The sequence below is a fragment of the Planktothrix pseudagardhii genome (assembly GCF_904830925.1).
Lineage (GTDB): Bacteria > Cyanobacteriota > Cyanobacteriia > Cyanobacteriales > Microcoleaceae > Planktothrix > Planktothrix tepida.
This window is the reverse complement of the sequence record NZ_LR882967.1, coordinates 678221-696046: the sequence shown is the minus strand read 5'-3', so window position 1 is coordinate 696046 and position 17826 is coordinate 678221. Positions and strand designations below refer to the sequence as shown.

The window sequence follows — 17826 nt, the reverse complement described above, 5'->3', positions numbered from 1 at the left end:
TTTTGCTTTGGGCTGCTGAGAGCGATGACGGTTGGACTTCCTCTGTCCTCCTGCTCTCCCAGATAAGCTACCCTCCTTTTTTCCATAGACCTTTAGCAGGCGGGACGCCTGCTCCACAAACCCGCCCTCTTGTTCTTCACAAAATTTACACTTTTTTGTCTCTGCACCGCCCTATACTTCTAAATGTAGGCTATTGCAGGATAATGTTGAACAGGAATTCAAAATGTCAACAGTGAGATGCACACCTCACGATTGAAAGTCTACCGCCATCCAATCGATGAATTTGGGATAAACCCTTTTAGATTTTGGGTTGAATTGTTGTGATAACATCCACAATCTAAAATTCTTGTCTCCTAAGTGAAATTTTTAAGGAATATAGTCTCATGTCCACCAATAGAAAAAAACGCACTCCTTCTACTTCCCGTCCTGCTTCTGCCATTAGTGACAAAGTAAAAGTTACGGTTTCATTAACGGCTGATTCAGCACAACAGATAGAATCCTTGGCTAAAGAATTAGGAGTCTCCAAATCTGAGTTATTTGAACGCCTAGGAAAAGGGGAGTTAAATCTATCTACCAAAACTCCAGAAACAGCACCTTCCACTTCCTCTGAAACGGTAGAAACTGCTAATGTAGAGTCTTCTGATCTTTCCTCTGAGACTGTAGCCTTAAAACAGCAAGTTGAAGAACAAGCTAATACCATTCAACAGTTACAGCAGCAACTGACTAGGATATCAGAATTAGAAGCTCAACTGGCGCAAACCGTTGATTCTGCAACCCATGAAGCCTTAAAACAAGAAGCAGAACAGCAAAAACAAACCATTACTAATCTACACCATCAACTAGAACAAAAAATAACACAAACCGTTGATGTAGAAGTGTATCAAGCTTTACAAAAAGCCTCAGAACAACAAAAATCAACGATTGCTCAATTACAAACTCAATTAAATCGAATTCCTGAATTAGAACAGGAATTAGCCGGAAAAATTTCGGCAGAAACCCACCAAACCTTGCAAAACGAATTAGAACAACAACGCACCATTGAAGCACAATTAACTCAGCAAATTCAAGCCCTGGAAAAAGAACTTAATGCCAGTAATGGGTCTCTAGCGCAACTGCAAATGAAACAAGAGAAAATTACTGAATTAGAAGTAAAATTAGCTCACAGTATTTCTACAGAAAGTTATTCCCAGCTAGAGCATATTTGTGCAACCCAAAAAGCTCAAATAGCGACAATGGAACAAAAATTAGCGAGTTTAGTTTCTAGTAAAACACAACAGCCGGGAACGACGAATACAACAGTTAATTATGATGCGTTGAAAACCTATTTGCAAGAACAAGATAACTTAATTGACACTTTGCAAAAACGGGTTTTAGAATTGCAAGGATTAGCTTGCTTTGGAGAATCTCAACTGTCTAAATGGCGTTATCGCACCTATAACAGTTAAGCAAAAGAAGGATGGGCTATGCCCATCTTGAATTCCCAAAAACAGAGCATTAACTTGAAACCAGGGCTGAAACCCCCTAAAGGTATAACCAACAGAACAATATTAAAATAAATTAAGTTTTTCCGGTTTTTTGACCGAATCCCTAACACCAGAGGTGTAACAGAACCTAGGATAAAGCGCAGACGGTTTAATCAAAAACACAATTATGGTAACTCTGTACGTTAACCCCGCCACTGGAAACGATTTCAGTTCTGGGGACTCCAATTCCCCCTTTAAAACCTTAAAAAAAGCCCTGTCTCAAGCTCAGTCTGGAACTACAATTTACCTAGAAGCTGGCACTTATAATAGTTTCAGTGGTGAAACTTTCCCCCTAATTGTGCCTTCAGGGGTCATTGTTATGGGGAATGAATCAGGTAAAGGCAGTGGCATTTTAATCGAAGGAAATGGACTCTATACCAGTCCCAGTGCGGCGAGTCAAAATATTACAATTTTGATGGAAAATAACGCCCAATTGCTCGGCGTAACCGTCACCAATATTCAAACTCGTGGAACTGGGGTTTGGATTGAATCTCAATCTCCTATGATTGCCAATTGTACCTTGACTCGCTGTAAACGGGAAGGGATTTATGCAGTGGGTTCAGGAAATCCTCAAATTCTCAATAGTATTTTTACTCAAAATGAAGGGTATGGCCTATCCATTGAAGGGGAAATCAAAGGAGAAATTCAAGGAAATACCTTTCAAAATACCGGATATGGTCTTTCCATTAAAGATCAAGCTGCTCCCTTAATTCGAGATAATGCTATTGTAGAAAATCGCTCTGGATTATTAATTGCAGATCACGCTAAACCGATTTTGCGTCAAAACCTAATTGAACGCAATAGTGGCGATGGTGTTGTTATCCTAAATCAAGCCACACCCGATTTGGGAACCGTGCAAACTCCAGGGGGAAATACCATTCGCAATAATGGCGGTTTTGATGTTCAAAATGCTGGAACTGCCAGCTTAACTTCTTTTGGAAATATTATTAGTCCTACTCGCGTTAAAGGAACTCTACAAGTCGTGACTCAAACTGTACCGATGGCTGCATCTGCCACCTTATTTGTTAATTCTGCCACAGGCAATGATTCTGCCACAGGTGGGCAATCTGACCCCTTAAAAACCATTGCTAAAGCCCTGAGTCGTGCCCAATCAGGAACCGTGATTCAAGTCGCCCCCGGAAGCTATAACGCTGCTAGTGGGGAAGTCTTTCCCTTAATTGTGCCATCGGGAGTCACAATTCTGGGGAATGAAGCTACAAAAGGCCAAGATGTAGTGATTGTCGGGAGTGGTACGTTTACCAGTCCCAGTGCAGCGGCTCAGAATATTACGATTTTGATGCAAAATAACTCGACGGTTAAGGGTGTCAGTGTCACCAATGAGCAAACGCGAGGAACCGGAATTTGGGCAGAATCCGTTTATTGTACCGTTGCCAGTTGTACTTTATCAAAATCCAAACGAGAAGGGTTATTTGCAACAGGAACAGCCATTCCTACGGTACTTAATAGTGATTTTATTCAAAATGTGGGAAATGGGATCGCTTTAGCGGGAAATGCTAAAGGAGAAATTCGGGGGAATAAATTCCAAAATACCGGATATGCGATCGCTGTGCAAGCCTCTGCTGCCCCATTAATTATTGAAAATGAAATTCTGGAAAACCGCTCTGGGTTGGTGTTATCAGGACAATCTAAACCCGTATTGCGAAAAAACCAAGTTAAGAAAAATCTTCAAGACGGGTTAACGGTGATTGCTGATTCTGCTCCAGATTTGGGTAATCCTCAAGATAATGGTGGCAATGTATTTGTTGATAATGGCAAATATGATGTGCAAAATGCCAGTAAATTCACCTTAGTTTCAGTAGGAAATCAAATTAACCCCACTCGGACATTAGGAAATATTGAATTTAGTGCTAATCAAAGTCCAACGCCTTCTCCCACCCCAGCACCCAGCCCTGGCCCAACTCCCACGCCGACTCCGGCTCCGGGTGGCGCAAAATTCAACGATATTACGTCTCACTGGGCCAGAACCTTTATTGAGCGGTTAGCGGATATGGGGATTATTAGCGGGTTCCCCGATGGTTCATTTAAACCGGATGCGACCTTAACTCGCGCCCAACACGCTGCAATGTTGATGAAAGCATTTACACTCACCCCCATTCGGGAAGCAACGGCTTTTACCGATGTCCCCGCAGATTTCTGGGGGAAAGAAGCCATTAATCAAGCAAATCGGGCAGGTTTTCTGTCGGGTTATCCTGATAAAACCTTCCGACCGAATCAAAATTTAACTCGCTCTCAGGCGATTGTTTCTTTAGTGAATGGGTTGAAATTAACGGGAGGAACACCAACTAATTTGAGTGTTTATACTGACCGTGCTCAAATTCCAGCTTTTGCTGTTAATGCCATGATTACCGCAACGGAATTAAATATGGTTGTCAATTACCCGAAAAAAGAGGTTTTTAACCCGTTAAAAGATGTCACCCGTGCGGAAATTGCGGCAATTTTCTATCAAACCTTAGTGGCCGTTAATCGAGCACAGGCCATTGATTCTCCTTATATTGTTTAATTCCCTCTAGTTCCCTGGTTCTACCAGGGAATTTACTCAAGGAGGCTCTGCCTCTTGTTAACAGCAGGCAGAGCCTGATTAAAGTATTGCTAGGTAGGGCTTGCTGAAAAAAGGGGAAAAGCCAGAACAGGGGGAGGAGAAGACAAGAAAAAATGAATCCGGTGCAAGGAATGGGTGTAAAATAGCGCAAAAACCTTGCAGGAGTCGGGGAAAATGTACCGTAAAGACGAACAACCAAAGACACCAGCAGAGGAGTTCAAACTGCCATTTGAGGGAAAACTCTCAGAAGAGAATCGCTGGGTAATCATGGCGCAATGGATACCCTGGTCAGAATTTGAAGTGGAATATGCAGAATTATTTTCATCCGTGATGGGAGCACCGGCCAAAACATTTAGGATGGCATTAGGAGCCTTAATCATCAAAGAAAAATTAGGGATAAGTGATAGAGAGACAGTAGAACAAATCAAAGAAAATCCTTACTTGCAGTATTTTATTGGGTTGTCAGAGTACAGGAACGAGGCACCATTTGATGCGTCAATGTTAGTACACTTTCGGACGAGAATCAATGTGAATCTAGTCAATAAAGTCAATCGGGTAATGGTCAAGAGAATGCGAGAGGCGAGTAACGAGCCAGTCACCGAAAATCCATCAGAAGCTGAAGAAGGAAGTCACAGGAAAAACCGAGGAAAATTAATAGCAGATGCGACTTGTGCGCCTGCGGATATCACGTATCCGACCGACTTAAAAATTTTAAATAAAGCCCGAGAACAAACAGAAAAAATCCTTGATAGTTTGCATAGAAGTCGTCAGGATAAATCCGAGAAAAAACCCAGAACTTATCGAAAAAAAGCCAGAAAAGACTACCTAGAAGTAGCCAAACAACGCCGACCTTCCCGACAGAAAAGACGAAAAGCAGTTAAAAAGCAACTGCAATATATTAAACGAAACTTAGGACATATAGACCAAATTATCGCCAATAGAGGCAGGCTGGATGGCTTGAATAACAGAGAGTATAAGAGTTTATTAGTAATATCAGAAGTTTACCGCCAACAGCAATGGATGTATGAGAATAACAAACAGAGTATTTCGGACAGAATCGTTAGTTTGAGCCAACCCCATATTCGTCCAATTGTCCGAGGAAAAGCCGGAACTTCAGTAGAATTTGGAGCCAAATTGTCGGCGAGTTGTCTGGATGAATATGTATTTCTTGACCGGATTAGTTGGGATAATTTTAACGAATCCTGTGATTTAAAAACACAAATAGAGGCTTTTAAAGAATATACGGGGCATTACCCTGAGTCAGTCCATGTAGATAAAATTTACCGAACGAGAGAAAACCGAGCTTGGTGTAAAGACAGAGGAATTAGAATCAGTGGCCCCCCATTAGGGAGACCGCCAGCACATCTTAGTAAAGCTACTAAGAAACAGGCGTTAGACGATGAAAAGATTCGGAATTCAATTGAGGGCAAATTTGGGCAAGGGAAAAGAAGATTTAGCCTGAATCGGATTATGAATAAACTAGCTCATACTTCCGAAACGGCCATTGCTATTACTTTTTTAGTGATGAATCTCTCTGTCATTCTTAGGCAGATTTTGGGGTCAATTTTTTTATGCAATTACTTTTTTCGAGTCATAGATTATGACAACTTATCTGTTAACTCCTTACTTCAAAAAAAACTGATTTACCCTTCTAACTTCATTCGCTAGTTAGGGCTTGCTGAAAAAGTAACAGAAAAGGAAACAAATGATTAACTAGGGCTTGCTGAAAAAAGGGGAAAAGCCAGAACAGGCAGGAGGAGAAGACAAGAAAAAATGAATCAGGTGCAAGGGATAGGTGTAAAATAGCCCAAAAACCTTGCAGGAGTCGGGGAAAATGTACCGTAAAGACGAACAACCAAGGACACCACCCGAAGAGTTCAAACTGCCGTTTGAGGGAAAGCTGTCGGAAGATAATCGGTGGGTAATCATGGCTCAATGGATACCGTGGGAAGAATTTGAAGCGGAATATGAAGAATTATTCTCTTCTGTGATGGGAGCACCCGCCAAAAGATTTAGGATGGCATTGGGAGCTTTAATCATCAAAGAAAAATTAGGAATAAGTGATAGAGAAACAGTAGAACAAATCAAAGAAAATCCCTACTTGCAGTATTTTATCGGGTTGTCAGAATACAGGAACAAGGCACCATTTGATGCCTCAATGTTAGTGCACTTTCGGACAAGAATCAATGTGAATTTAGTGAATAAAGTCAATCGGGTAATGATCAAAAGAATGCGAGAGGCGAGTAAGGAGCCAGTCACCGAAAATCAATCAGAAGCTGAAGAAGGAAGTGAGAGGAAAAACCGAGGAAAATTAATAGCAGATGCAACTTGTGCCCCGGCTGATATCACATATCCGACAGACTTAAAAATTTTAAATCAAGCCAGAGAACAGACAGAAAAAATCATTGATAGTTTGCATAAAAGCCGTCAGGATAAATCAGAGAAGAAACCCAGAACTTATAGAAAAAAAGCGAGAAAAGACTACCTAGAAGTAGCAAAACAACGCCGACCTGCGCGGAAAAAAAGACGAAATGCCATTAAAAAACAACTGCAATATATTAAACGAAACTTAGGGCATATAGACCAAATCATCGCCAATAGAGGGACGCTGGATAGCTTAAATAACAAGCAATATAAGAGTTTATTAGTCATATCAGAAGTTTATCGTCAACAGCAGTGGATGTATGATAATAACAAACAAAGTATTTCCGATAGAATCGTCAGTTTGAGCCAACCTCATATTCGTCCGATTGTGCGAGGTAAAGCCGGAGTGTCAGTAGAATTTGGTGCTAAATTGTCTGCGAGTTGTATGGATGACTATGTATTTCTTGACCGGATTAGTTGGGATAATTTTAACGAATCCTGTGATTTAAAAACACAAATAGAGGCTTTTAAAGAATATACGGGACATTATCCTGAGTCAGTCCATGTAGATAAAATTTACCGGACTAGAGACAACAGAGCTTGGTGTAAAGAAAGAGGAATTAGAATCAGTGGCCCCCCGTTAGGGAGACCTCCAGCAAATCTTAGTAAATCTACTAAGAAACAGGCGTTAGAGGATGAAAAAATTCGGAATTCGATTGAGGGCAAATTTGGGCAAGGAAAAAGAAGATTTAGCCTCAATCGCATTATGAATAAACTAGCTCATACTTCCGAAACGGCAATTGCTATTACTTTTTTAGTGATGAATCTCTCTGCCCTTCTTAGACAGCTTTTGGGGTCAATTTTTTTACTCAATTACTTTTTTCAGATCATAGATTATGACAAGTTATCTGTTAACTCCTTACCTCCAAGAAAAGTTATTTATCCTTCTAACTCCATTAGCTAGTTAATCATCCGTTTCCTTTTCTGTTACTTTTTCAGCAAGCCCTAGGTAGAACCTAGCAACAAGAAATATCTGGTCAGGACTTACGCATTTTTTCTTATAGTTTTTGTTGATGAGCTAAAGCTTTTTTTCCTTTTATTCTTCTTTTTTTTGTTGACGAGCTAAAGCTCTTTCTTCTTTTTGTTCAGCTTTTTCTTCAGCTTTAACCCTTTTCTGTTCTTCTTTCAAAAGTGCCATTTGTTGTTTATTCTCTAATTTTATTTTTAATCTTTCAGTTTTTTGATTTTCTTTATTTTGTAAATATTTAAGTCTAGCCTGATAAGATTCCTCACTTTCATTAGAATTTTTAGCAAAAATATTACTGGTTTGAATAATATCTTTAGCTTTTTCACCCGTTACTTTAACAATGTCTTCAATATTAACAAGGCCCCCAACAAAGTCTTTAATAAACTTATTTAATGGATTAGACACAATTATGACTCCTAAAATTTAATTAAATGTTAACAGGACTTGCGTACTCAGTCAAGTGTTAGCTAGTTCCCTGGTTCTACCAGGGAATTAACTCAGGGAGGCTCTGCCTCTTGTTAACAGCAGGCAGAGCCTGATTAAAGTATTGCTAGGTTCTACCTAGCAACGAAAAATGATCAATTAAACAGAAATTGGGCTAAAAAAATCAATCATTTTTTGCTTTTGTTCAGAATCAACTGTTTCCCACTCCCTAACAATATTCAAATCCTTATTAACCTTAGATAATTCTAATAAATTCGGATCTATTTTATTTCTATAATTTTTCTCCTCACATAGCCAGTTCAATATATCTGATAAGTGCCAAATCGAAGGCGTTCCCCCATATCCCTCTTCTGTCAGTCTCCGAGGAGTAAAATTAGAAAATAAACCAGATGGGTAGCTAGAAGGGGGATAGGGTAATGGATGTAGAATTACAGATGATCAAACATTTAGCCCGAGATGCACAACCAACAGTTTCAGTGATTGATGAATATTGTCAAGGTTATAAAGACCTATTCCCAGAAGTGAGAAGTTACGAATGTTTTAAATACTTACATCTAGGAATTATCTCACCAATTCCGAGAAAATCTTTACCGGAAATTGCTAAAATAGTAGGAATTAGGTCGCCACAATCACTGCATCATTTCTTAGCCAATTCGCCTTGGTCAGCAAGGGAATTAAAGGAAAGAAGATTAGCCCGAACTCTAAAAGCATTGAAAGGAGAGAAGATTATAGTAATAATTGATGAGACAGGAGATAGGAGAAAGGGAAAAAAAACCGACTATATAGCTAGACAATACTTGGGAAGTGTGGGCAAAACAGATCGGGGAATAGTATCAGTTAATGCTTACGGTGTTTATAAAAATATAACCTTTCCTTTAGTGTTTAGAGTATTTAAACCCAAAGGAACATTAAAAGAAGGAGATGTCTACAAAACTAAGATTGAAATCGCATCAGAAATTCTAACAGAATTGGTTGATTGGGGATTTCAGATTGAATTGGTATTAGCAGATAGCCTTTATGGTGAAAGTAGTTCGTTTATCAGTACATTAGATCAATTTCAAATTCCTTGGGTACTAGCAATAAGAAGTAATCATGGAGTCTGGATGTCAAGCGAGCAGAAAGTTAGAGCCAACAAATGGTGTAAATTTGAGAGGATTTTTAGCAATCAAGAATCAGAAACCAGATATATTAGAGAAATCATATTTGGGAAAAGAAGTACAAGAACCTATTGGGAAATTACCACAGATCCAGAAACGATGCCAGAAACATCAACTTCGTTTGTCATGACAAATTTAACAGAGAAGAGAAGCCAGATGAAAAAGACATTAGGTAATTTATACGGGTTAAGAACATGGGTGGAATATGGATTTCGACAATGTAAACAAGAACTGGGTTGGACTGATTATCGGTTGACGGATTTTCCCGATATAGAAAAATGGTGGGAAATCATTTTCTGTGTGTATTTAATGATTAGTTTCAACTCCGAAGTTTTCCGGTCTTTAAGTCAAGGCAGTCCCCGAGAATCTGAGAGCAAAAAAAACACCACCGATTGCTCAACTCATCAACAATGGAATCACAAAGAGGGATGGAAAAATGTTTTAAATAATCTGCGTTTAATAATTCAGCCTACTATTATATTGTGGTTGATTGTCCCGTGGCTAGATATTTTTCCCGACCGCCATTTATTAGTGGGTTTTCATAAATTAATTGAGAATATTAATCAATTTCAATCTTATTTTCCCAATGGATAACTCTACTTTTTATTACTTGTTGATTTCGGAGAGTGACAGAAGAGGGATATAGCAATCCTAAATAGGTTGTGGCAAAATCCCATACATAAAAATTTTGGGGAAATCAAAAATTTGACCCTGAGCGAAAAACTCGAATAGCCACTTAATTACTTTAAAAGATGGGCATAAATGATAAAATTTTCTCACGAAATTTTTGGTTTGTAACCAAATATCTTCTACAGGATTTTGTTCAGGTGCATTGGGGGCAAAATTTAGACAAGTAATCCGCCATTCTTCTTCCGATAAATTTTGATTAACTTCAGTTAAATAATCTCTAAACTTTTGAGAACAATGATAAGTGGCATTATCCCAGACTATAGCTAACCTTTTCCCCGGATTTTGCTGCTGTAAATACTGGATAAAGTCTACGGTATTTTCTGTATTTCCCGCCGCATAACCTTTGATAATAAATTCTTTCGTTTGGTAATCTAAAGCTCCATAATAAGTTTGCCTTTCTTTTTGATTTTTGATCGGAATTTCTATTCTTCTATCTGTTCTTCCCCACACATACCCTAAAATATCTCCCCAGAGAAGATGACATTCATCAATCATAAACACCGTCAGCTTTCCCGCCTCTATTTCTTCTTTCCAACTCGCTAACTTTTTTTCAATTTCTTCCTTTTTCTCTTGGACTAACTGCTCATTCTTAGCCGGATTCTTCTTTTGGCTTTTTTTCCAACTGATGCCAGCCTCTTCCAGCAAGCTATAATAACTTTGATGGGATTGAAACACGACTCCATACTCCCTTTCTAACAAAACTTGTAAATCAGACAATCTTAACCAATCTCTTTCCCTTAATTCTTCAATAACTTTCTGTTTATCTTCGGGACTTAGATAGCCTTTTCTTCCTTTATATTGGAGTTTTAAACTCTCTACTCCTTCCACAAGAACCCGATTTTTCCACTGGCTAATAAATCCTTTATAACTTGTAATAAGTCTTGAATTTCCCGGTAGGCTTTCCCTTGTAATTTGAGTTTGACAGCGATCGCTCTTTTAATTTCTCTAGGATCTTTTGTCTGATTGATAAAATTGTCTATTTCGTTGATTAGATTCATTTTCCGTTGCCAGCTTTGGAGGATTATTGCTAACCTTACATTTATTATAACTCATTTGGAAGTGCTATAGCAATCCTAAATAGGTTGTGGCAAAATCCCGTACATAAAAAGCTTGGGAAAATCAAAAATTTGCCCCTGAGCAAAAAACTCAAATAGCCACTTAACTACTTTAAAAGATGGGCATAAATGATAGAATTTTCTCACGAAATTTTTGGTTTGTAACCAAATATCTTCAACCGGATTTTGCTCCGGCGCATTAGGAGCAAAATTTACACAAGTAATCCGCCATTCTTCTTCCGATAAATTTTGATTAACTTGAGTTAAGTAATCTCGAAAGTTTTGAGAACAATGATAAGTGGCATTGTCCCAGACTATAGCCAACCTTTTCCCCGGATTTTGCTGTTGTAAATACTGGAGAAAGTCTACGGTATTTTCTGTATTGCCCGCCGCATAACCTTTGATAATAAATTCTTTCGTTTGGTAATCTAAAGCTCCATAATAAGTTTGCCTTTCTTTTTGATTTTTGATGGGAATTTCTATTCTTCGATCCGTCCTTCCCCAAACATACCCTAAAATATCTCCCCAAAGAAGATGACATTCATCAATCATAAACACTGTCAGCTTTCCCGCCCCTATTTCCTCTTTCCAACTCGCTAACTTTTTTTCAATTTCTTCCTTTTTCTCTTGGACTAACTGCTCATTTTTAGCCGGATTCTTTTTTTGGCTTTTTTTCCAACTGATGCGAGCCTCTTCCAGCAAGCTATAATAACTTTGATGGGATTGAAACACGACTCCATACTCCCTTTCTAACAAAACTTGTAAATCAGACAATCTTAACCAATCTCTTTCCCTTAATTCTTCAATAATTTTCTGTTTGTCTTCAGGGCTTAGATAACCTTTCCTTCCTTTATATTGAAGTTTTAAACTGTCTACTCCTTCCACAAGCACCCGATTTTTCCATTGGCTAATAAATCCTTGAGAAACTTGTAATAAGTCTTGAATTTCCCGGTAGGCTTTACCTTGTAATTTGAGTTTGACAGCGATCGCTCTTTTAATTTCTCTAGGATCTTTTGTCTGATTGATAAAATCGTCTATTTCGTCGATTATATTCATTTTCCGTTGCCAGCTTTGGGGGATTATTGCTAACCTTACATTTATTATAACTCATTTGGAAGTGCTATATATAGTTTATTGTGTTTAAATTGTCAAGTGACAACTTATTATAACTGGGATGGTGCGTAAGCAACGCACACGCACCCTACAATAGAGAAGGTTTATTTTTATTAAAAATCATGAATAATCCTCAAGTTATTTGTATTGGTGAAATGTTGTTTGATCGGTTATCCAATGAATTAGGACAACCGTTAGAACAAGTTAAATCGTGGACAGATTACCCCGGAGGTGCGCCAGCGAATACGGCGTGTGGATTAGTAAAATTAGGAATTCCAACGGCTTTTATGGGGTGTATTGGGGAAGATGCACCCGGAGAACAGTTAGTGAAATTATTGAGGGAAATAGGTGTTAATATTACAGGGGCTCAACGCCATTCTAACGCACCGACTCGGATTGTTTATGTGGTTAGAGATACAGCAGGTGATCGCAGTTTTGCAGGATTTGGAGAACGAGACACAGGGGAATTTGCAGATACTTATTTACAAGCAGAACTCCTTCCAGAAGCATTATTTAAAACCGCAGAATTTCTGGTTTTAGGAACCTTAGAATTAGCCTACCCAGAAAGCCAAAAAGCGATTTTAAAAGCAATTCAGTTAGCTAAAAAATATCAGATTAAAATTTTTATTGATATAAATTGGCGACCGATGTTTTGGTCAAACACGAATGAAGCGATGGGACTGATTTTAAATGTTGTTCAAAATGCGGATTTCCTAAAATTAACGAATGAAGAAGCAGAATTATTATTTAATACCATAGAACCAGAAGCCCTCGCCCAAAAGTTACAAATTCAAGGCGTATTTGTCACTGCCGGAGAACAAGGTTGTGCCTATTATTTAGCCGGAAATTCAGGAAGACTACCCGCATTTTCTGTTCCTGTCGCAGATACCACTGGAGCCGGAGATGGATTTACAGCCGGAATTCTTTATCAATTCTGTAAATTAGGAATAGAATCGATTAATCATGCTAAAATATCTGAAGAAATGGTACAGTTTGCCAGTGCAGTTGGGGCATTAACCACAACAAAACCCGGTGCAATTGCGGCTCAACCGACATTAACAGAAGTTGAAATATTTTTAAACAATTCTAAATCTTAATTAATTTTTAAGATAACAATTCAAGCTGAATCAAGTATTAGAATTGGGACGTTTGACCCTGATCCCATCCCCCATTTTAGCAGTTTATTCCTTCCTTCAGATAGAATAGACCCGGATTTTGACTATAATTTTTAATGCCAATTCTAATAAAGCTCATGAAAAAATACATTTCTCGCCTATTAGCTCTTGTTCTTGTAGCTGCCATTACCTTAGTCGGATGTGGGGGAAGTCCCTCTGGACTCTTAACAGGCAATTATCCTCAAGATACTTTAGCTGTTGTCGATAGCTTAAGAACCGCTATCTTGTTACCTGAAGATGCACCGAATAAGGCAGAAGCTCAAGGTGAAGCCCGCGAGGTGATTAACGAATTTATTGCCCGTTACCGTCGGGATAGCTCTGTAACGACTCTCTCGTCCTTTACCACCATGCGAACCGCTCTCAACGCCTTAGCAGGTCATTATAGCTCCTATCCTAACCGTCCTATCCCCGACAAATTAAAACAACGTTTGGAACAAGAATTTAAACAAGTTGAAGCTGCCGTCAACCGAGGGGCGTAACCAGTTGTAGGGGCGGGGTTTCCCCCAAAGTCCTCAACTTCAGGAAAATTATAGAAGGCACTTACAACGGTTAATGCTAGTTGAAGAGGGCGATTAGTAGCCGCCCTCTCGACATAATTCTGAAGAACGACCATTTTTCAATAATAACCATTAATCCCTGGTAGGGATTGAAACCTTGATAGGGGGAAGAAAGCCCTGAAGCACTTACTACGGGGGAGGGTTAGCCGTGACTGCGTTTATTGATTTCAACTTCGTCTAAAACGGTTTCAGTATCCGGTGCTGGACTTAACCAAAATTGGAATTCTTCTGCAAATCGATGGTTTAAAATGGCGTCTCGAATGCGTTGGGTAAACCGAATCAATTCGGTAACATTATGAATAGAGATTAACGTATAGCCTAATAGTTCCTTAGCTCGGACTAAATGACTAATATACGCCCGACTAAAATTTTGACAGGTATAACAGGGACAAGTTTCATCTAACGGTTGAAAATCCTCTCGAAATTGAGCATTTTTTAAATTCAATCGTTCTCCCTTAATTAACGCTGCGCCATGGCGGGCTAAACGAGTGGGAATGACACAATCAAATAAATCCACCCCAGCAGCAATCGCTTGAGCCATTTCCCGATAGGTTCCTACCCCCATTAAATAACGGGGTTTATTAAAGGGTAAAATTGGCGTTGTCACCTGAACAATTTTTTCAATTAATGTTACAGGTTCCCCCACACTTACCCCACCAATGGCATATCCAGGTAAATCAAATTCAACTAATTCTTGAGCCGCTTTTTGTCGTAAATCCGCATAAATACCCCCCTGTACAATGGCAAATAAAGCTTGGTCGCTACGTTGATGGGCATTAATACAACGTTCTAACCAGCGTTTGGTGCGTTCTGTGGCTTTTAAAACTGCTTCTCGACTGGCGGGATAGGGGGGACATTCATCAAAGGCCATAATCACATCCGCCCCTAATTCATTTTGAATTTGGATAGAACGTTCTGGGGTAAAGTTAATGATTTTCCCATCATGGGGAGAACGAAACGTTACCCCGTCTTCGGTGATGGTGCGAATTTCACTTAAACTAAAGACTTGAAACCCCCCAGAATCCGTTAAAATCGGGCCATCCCACCCCATAAATCGATGCAGACCTCCAGCCCTAGCGACAATATTTTCCCCTGGCTGTAAATGCAGGTGATAGGTGTTGGATAAAACCATCTGGGCACCTGCATCCTTCAGGTGGGCTGGAGTCAGGGTTTTGACATTGGCTAAGGTTCCCACAGGCATAAATCGGGGGGTTTCAACCCAACCATGAGGGGTATGAAATAACCCAACACGGGCTTTTGTTTGACTACAGCACGCCTGAACTTCAAAGGAAAAAGGGTGTGACATAAAAAACTCAAAAAACAGCTTGGAAAAAGCGGGGTAAAAAATAATTTTCCCCGTTCCTTTTTTATTCTAAGGTTCTGTTGAAACAACAAAGTTCAAATTCTGAGTTGAGCCTTAAGAATTCAGATTCTCTTGCTTTTATCCCTTAGAACGGACAGTCATCCTCATCAATTTGAGTATCCCAATTAGAAGACAAAACTTGATCCATAACCGCATCTAAAGCTGCTGCATTAAAATTGCGATTAAATTGTTCTTGTAAGGGATTGTTTAAAGGAATTAATCTTAATAAACGCCCCCCTTCTTGAACTAGATCAAAATAAGTTTCCTTGTCAGGAGACTGTTTGAGTTCTAAGTAATCAAAACTATAAACATTCAAATACAACGAATGATTGGCAACTAATGTTGCTTGTTGTGGATTAGCAAAAACTTCTAGGATGTATCCTTCTGCTTCGGTGCATATTTGTCCGTCTTGAATATGCAAATAACGGACACGACCTAAATCAACAAGCAGTTTTTGCATATCCCGCTTATTGAGAACGATACCCGTATCGATAATGCACGGAGCAGACACCCTGTAGTTTAGTTGGTCGTAACTCATGGAGCAAAAGCCTCAGATGTAATCTGTGAATGACAGAGGAATGAAAAAGTAATAACTTGATGGGCTTCAGGTATAATGAAGTATAGGCACTGATGGCAGATTTTACAAAAATTGAGAGAACCGGGCAACGGATTTTTCGATTAAACTACACAACTTAACTTAAAACCTATGTTTTATTCTAGTTCAATTGAGGAAGAAATGAAAAAGTTTTATAACTCTTTATCAGAAAAGGATAAAAGAAGATATGCAGCGATAGAGGCTCAAAAACTGGGATGGGGAGGAATTAAGTAGGTAGGCAGGAAGAAACGAAAGTATGTAAAGATAAATGAAGAGAGAGAAGAAATCTACCGAGGTCATGAAAATATGGGTGCTCGTTTAAGGGTATTTCTAACTCGTGAGCAAGACAAAACCCTGTTCAAGCTCAGAACAGCAGATGTGCCACAGAAAGTTAAAGACCGAGCCGAAGTGATTCGATTAAACTCACAAGGTTGGTACGTGGAAAAAATAGCAGCTTATTTTAATTGGACAGCACAGACAGTTAGAGAAGTGTTGCACAAATGGGAAAAGTTAGGACTAGAAGGGTTATGGGAAAAACCCGGTCGCGGGGGAAAAGCCAAGTGGAAAGAAGAGGACTTAGTATTTTTAGAAGAATGTCTCAGAAGAGAACCCCGGACATACAACTCTGAGCAATTAGCCCAAAAATTAGAACAAGAACGGTCAGTTAAATTGAGTCCCGATAGATTAAGACGGGTGCTCAAAAAAAGGGGGTGAATTGGAAGCGAGCCAGAAACAGCCACAAAGGAAAGCAAGACCCGATAGTCCGCGCGCAGAAACAGGCGGATTTAGAAATGTTGGAATTATCAGCCGCCACCGGAGAAATTGACTTAAAGTATTTAGATGAATCGGGTTTTTGTCTGTGGAGTGAACCGGGGTATACCTATTATTTTAGAGGGGAACAAAAACGTTTAGAACAAACTCGTCGTCGGGGTCGAAGATTAAGCATTATTGGGTTTTTGCAACAGCAAATCAGTTTTGTTTACGGCTTGGTGATTGGAGGTGTCAATCGCCAGTGTTATATCCAAATGATGGAACAAGAAGCAGCAGAGGCTGAAAAAGCCGGACGGATGAGAGTCATTGTCCAAGATAATAGCCCCATACATCAATGCCATGAAGTCAAAAAACTCTGGCCAAAATGGGAAAGTATGGGTTTGTATATTTTCTATTTGCCTAAATATTGTTCGGAAATGAATCCGATTGAATTAGAGTGGCAACATCTCAAAAAAGATGAACTATCAGGACAAACATTTGAGGATGAATTAGACCTGGCCTATGCGGTAATGAATGGTATTCAAGCTAGGGGAGAAAGAGGAAACTACAGCACACAACGGATGAAATTTCACTCGCAGCAACAACCCAGTTAACTTTTCGTTACATACTTGTCGATTTTCTCGCCTACCTACTTATGTCAGATAATAAGCTGATTCGATCACTTTCTGAATTTTTCCAGCGACAGGGTACAGCGTTAGCGGCGGCAATTGCCTTTTATACCTGTTTTCCCATTCCCCTATCTTGGACGTTGGAGTTTCGCGGAATTGCCCGTTTTGCCCCGGTGATTGGGGTATTAATCGGCGGAATTTTAGGCTTAATTGATGGGGGATTATTCCTACTCGGTTGTCCGGTATTAACCCGTTCTGTGTTAGTAATTCTGGCAGGAATTGGCATCACCGGAGGTTTACACTTAGATGGAGCCATGGATACGGCCGATGGTTTAGCCGTGGCTGATCCGAATCGACGCTTAGAGGTGATGGCTGATAGTGTGACGGGGGCGTTCGGGGTGATGGCTGCGATCGCCATTATTTTATTAAAAGTTTCTGCTTTACAAGATTTGAGTGCGGATCGAGGCTTAATTTTAATGGCGGTGGCTGGATGGGGACGTTGGGGACAGTTAGTGGCGATCGCTCGTTATCCCTATTTGAAAGCCACTGGAAAAGGAGCCTTTCACAAGGATACTCCCTATTCCTCCTGGGATTTAGTTCCCGGTGCGTTATTGTTGATCGCCTTAAGCGGGATTATCGTGATTCTTCATCCCCACTATTGGTTAGTGGGCGTAGGTCTAGCTTTAGGGGGAAGTGCGATCGCCATTTTAAGCGGTGCTTGGTTTAATGCTCGTTTGGGAGGACACACCGGAGATACTTATGGAGCCGTTGTTGAATGGACAGAAGCTTTCCTGTTAGTTTGGGTTGTGGCATTACAAGGATAG

Annotated in this window: 15 protein-coding genes; 10 read left to right on the top strand and 5 right to left on the bottom strand. The window is 39.7% G+C overall.

Annotated elements, in window-relative coordinates; translation table 11 throughout:
- Positions 1-383: 383 nt before the first annotated feature.
- The 4 genes from NMK36_RS02935 to NMK36_RS02920 all read left to right on the top strand — a co-directional run bounded on the left by NMK36_RS02935 (position 384) and on the right by NMK36_RS02920 (position 7411).
- On the top strand, positions 384-1445 hold the full coding sequence (locus NMK36_RS02935; RefSeq protein WP_254172951.1) for a ribbon-helix-helix protein, CopG family: 1062 nt from the start codon (positions 384-386) through the stop codon (positions 1443-1445).
- A 205-nt stretch (positions 1446-1650) separates the two neighbouring features.
- A complete protein-coding gene (locus tag NMK36_RS02930; protein WP_254172950.1) occupies positions 1651-4044 on the top strand; it encodes a DUF1565 domain-containing protein in 2394 nt (797 codons plus the stop codon).
- Positions 4045-4257: 213 nt separating this feature from the next.
- Positions 4258-5751 carry an IS5 family transposase gene (locus NMK36_RS02925; protein WP_254172949.1) on the top strand — a complete coding sequence of 498 codons (1494 nt, stop codon included), beginning with the start codon at positions 4258-4260 and terminating at the stop codon, positions 5749-5751.
- 166 nt (positions 5752-5917) lie between these two features.
- Positions 5918-7411: an IS5 family transposase gene (locus NMK36_RS02920; protein ID WP_254172948.1), complete on the top strand. Its 1494-nt coding sequence runs from the start codon at positions 5918-5920 to the stop codon at positions 7409-7411.
- Positions 7412-7543: 132 nt separating this feature from the next.
- Here the strand turns inward: NMK36_RS02920 and NMK36_RS02915 are convergent, their stop codons facing one another.
- The gene (locus tag NMK36_RS02915; protein ID WP_254172947.1) at positions 7544-7879 is read right to left on the bottom strand and encodes a hypothetical protein; all 336 of its coding nucleotides are present in this window, start codon (positions 7877-7879) and stop codon (positions 7544-7546) included.
- A gap of 455 nt (positions 7880-8334) precedes the next feature.
- Here NMK36_RS02915 and NMK36_RS02910 point away from each other — a divergent pair, with 455 nt between their 5' ends.
- Complete coding sequence (locus NMK36_RS02910; protein ID WP_072718077.1) at positions 8335-9669, top strand: IS701 family transposase; 1335 nt, start codon at positions 8335-8337, stop codon at positions 9667-9669.
- A gap of 57 nt (positions 9670-9726) precedes the next feature.
- Here the strand turns inward: NMK36_RS02910 and NMK36_RS02905 are convergent.
- Together NMK36_RS02905 and NMK36_RS02900 are read right to left on the bottom strand one after the other, a co-directional pair.
- Positions 9727-10763 (bottom strand): IS630 family transposase gene (locus NMK36_RS02905; RefSeq protein ID WP_139294985.1). Its coding sequence is split into 2 segments (ribosomal slippage): positions 9727-10631 and positions 10631-10763, totalling 1038 coding nucleotides; the frame shifts between segments, so codons are not numbered across the junction.
- A gap of 75 nt (positions 10764-10838) precedes the next feature.
- Entirely contained in the window at positions 10839-11876 is a 1038-nt protein-coding gene (locus tag NMK36_RS02900; protein WP_072718165.1) for an IS630 family transposase, read from the bottom strand.
- A 179-nt stretch (positions 11877-12055) separates the two neighbouring features.
- Between NMK36_RS02900 and NMK36_RS02895 the strand changes: the two genes are divergently transcribed.
- On the top strand, positions 12056-13030 hold the full coding sequence (locus tag NMK36_RS02895; RefSeq protein ID WP_254172946.1) for a carbohydrate kinase family protein: 975 nt from the start codon (positions 12056-12058) through the stop codon (positions 13028-13030).
- Between the two features lie 155 nt (positions 13031-13185).
- Positions 13186-13587, top strand: coding sequence for a photosystem II protein Psb27 (gene psb27, locus NMK36_RS02890; RefSeq protein ID WP_190523507.1), 402 nt, complete (start codon positions 13186-13188; stop codon positions 13585-13587).
- 220 nt (positions 13588-13807) lie between these two features.
- On the opposite strand, the gene tgt is transcribed toward psb27, so the two are convergent.
- Positions 13808-14971, bottom strand: coding sequence for a tRNA guanosine(34) transglycosylase Tgt (gene tgt / locus NMK36_RS02885; protein WP_072720442.1), 1164 nt, complete (start codon positions 14969-14971; stop codon positions 13808-13810).
- Between the two features lie 142 nt (positions 14972-15113).
- Complete coding sequence (locus NMK36_RS02880; protein WP_072720443.1) at positions 15114-15566, bottom strand: hypothetical protein; 453 nt, start codon at positions 15564-15566, stop codon at positions 15114-15116.
- 168 nt (positions 15567-15734) lie between these two features.
- Here NMK36_RS02880 and NMK36_RS28710 point away from each other — a divergent pair, with 168 nt between their 5' ends.
- From NMK36_RS28710 to cobS, 3 genes are all read left to right on the top strand, one after another.
- Positions 15735-15857, top strand: coding sequence for a hypothetical protein (locus NMK36_RS28710; RefSeq protein ID WP_302184641.1), 123 nt, complete (start codon positions 15735-15737; stop codon positions 15855-15857).
- 72 nt (positions 15858-15929) lie between these two features.
- Positions 15930-16987, top strand: a protein-coding gene (locus tag NMK36_RS02875) for an IS630 family transposase (RefSeq protein ID WP_254172945.1) whose coding sequence is annotated in 2 segments (ribosomal slippage) — positions 15930-16322 and positions 16325-16987 — 1056 coding nt in all. Because the reading frame shifts where the segments join, the coding sequence is not laid out codon by codon here.
- Between the two features lie 41 nt (positions 16988-17028).
- Positions 17029-17826: an adenosylcobinamide-GDP ribazoletransferase gene (gene cobS / locus NMK36_RS02870; protein ID WP_072720444.1), complete on the top strand. Its 798-nt coding sequence runs from the start codon at positions 17029-17031 to the stop codon at positions 17824-17826.

What these genes read in the sequence shown, in the direction of transcription:
- tgt (WP_072720442.1), bottom strand. Translation starts at nt 14,971, where the DNA reads ATGTCACACCCTTTTTCCTTTGAAGTTCAGGCGTGCTGTAGTCAAACA.
- NMK36_RS02920 (WP_254172948.1), top strand. Translation starts at nt 5,918, where the DNA reads ATGTACCGTAAAGACGAACAACCAAGGACACCACCCGAAGAGTTCAAA.
- NMK36_RS02935 (WP_254172951.1), top strand. Translation starts at nt 384, where the DNA reads ATGTCCACCAATAGAAAAAAACGCACTCCTTCTACTTCCCGTCCTGCT.
- NMK36_RS02910 (WP_072718077.1), top strand. Translation starts at nt 8,335, where the DNA reads ATGGATGTAGAATTACAGATGATCAAACATTTAGCCCGAGATGCACAA.
- NMK36_RS02925 (WP_254172949.1), top strand. Translation starts at nt 4,258, where the DNA reads ATGTACCGTAAAGACGAACAACCAAAGACACCAGCAGAGGAGTTCAAA.
- NMK36_RS28710 (WP_302184641.1), top strand. Translation starts at nt 15,735, where the DNA reads ATGTTTTATTCTAGTTCAATTGAGGAAGAAATGAAAAAGTTTTATAAC.
- NMK36_RS02900 (WP_072718165.1), bottom strand. Translation starts at nt 11,876, where the DNA reads ATGAATATAATCGACGAAATAGACGATTTTATCAATCAGACAAAAGAT.
- NMK36_RS02895 (WP_254172946.1), top strand. Translation starts at nt 12,056, where the DNA reads ATGAATAATCCTCAAGTTATTTGTATTGGTGAAATGTTGTTTGATCGG.
- psb27 (WP_190523507.1), top strand. Translation starts at nt 13,186, where the DNA reads ATGAAAAAATACATTTCTCGCCTATTAGCTCTTGTTCTTGTAGCTGCC.
- NMK36_RS02880 (WP_072720443.1), bottom strand. Translation starts at nt 15,566, where the DNA reads ATGAGTTACGACCAACTAAACTACAGGGTGTCTGCTCCGTGCATTATC.
- cobS (WP_072720444.1), top strand. Translation starts at nt 17,029, where the DNA reads ATGTCAGATAATAAGCTGATTCGATCACTTTCTGAATTTTTCCAGCGA.
- NMK36_RS02930 (WP_254172950.1), top strand. Translation starts at nt 1,651, where the DNA reads ATGGTAACTCTGTACGTTAACCCCGCCACTGGAAACGATTTCAGTTCT.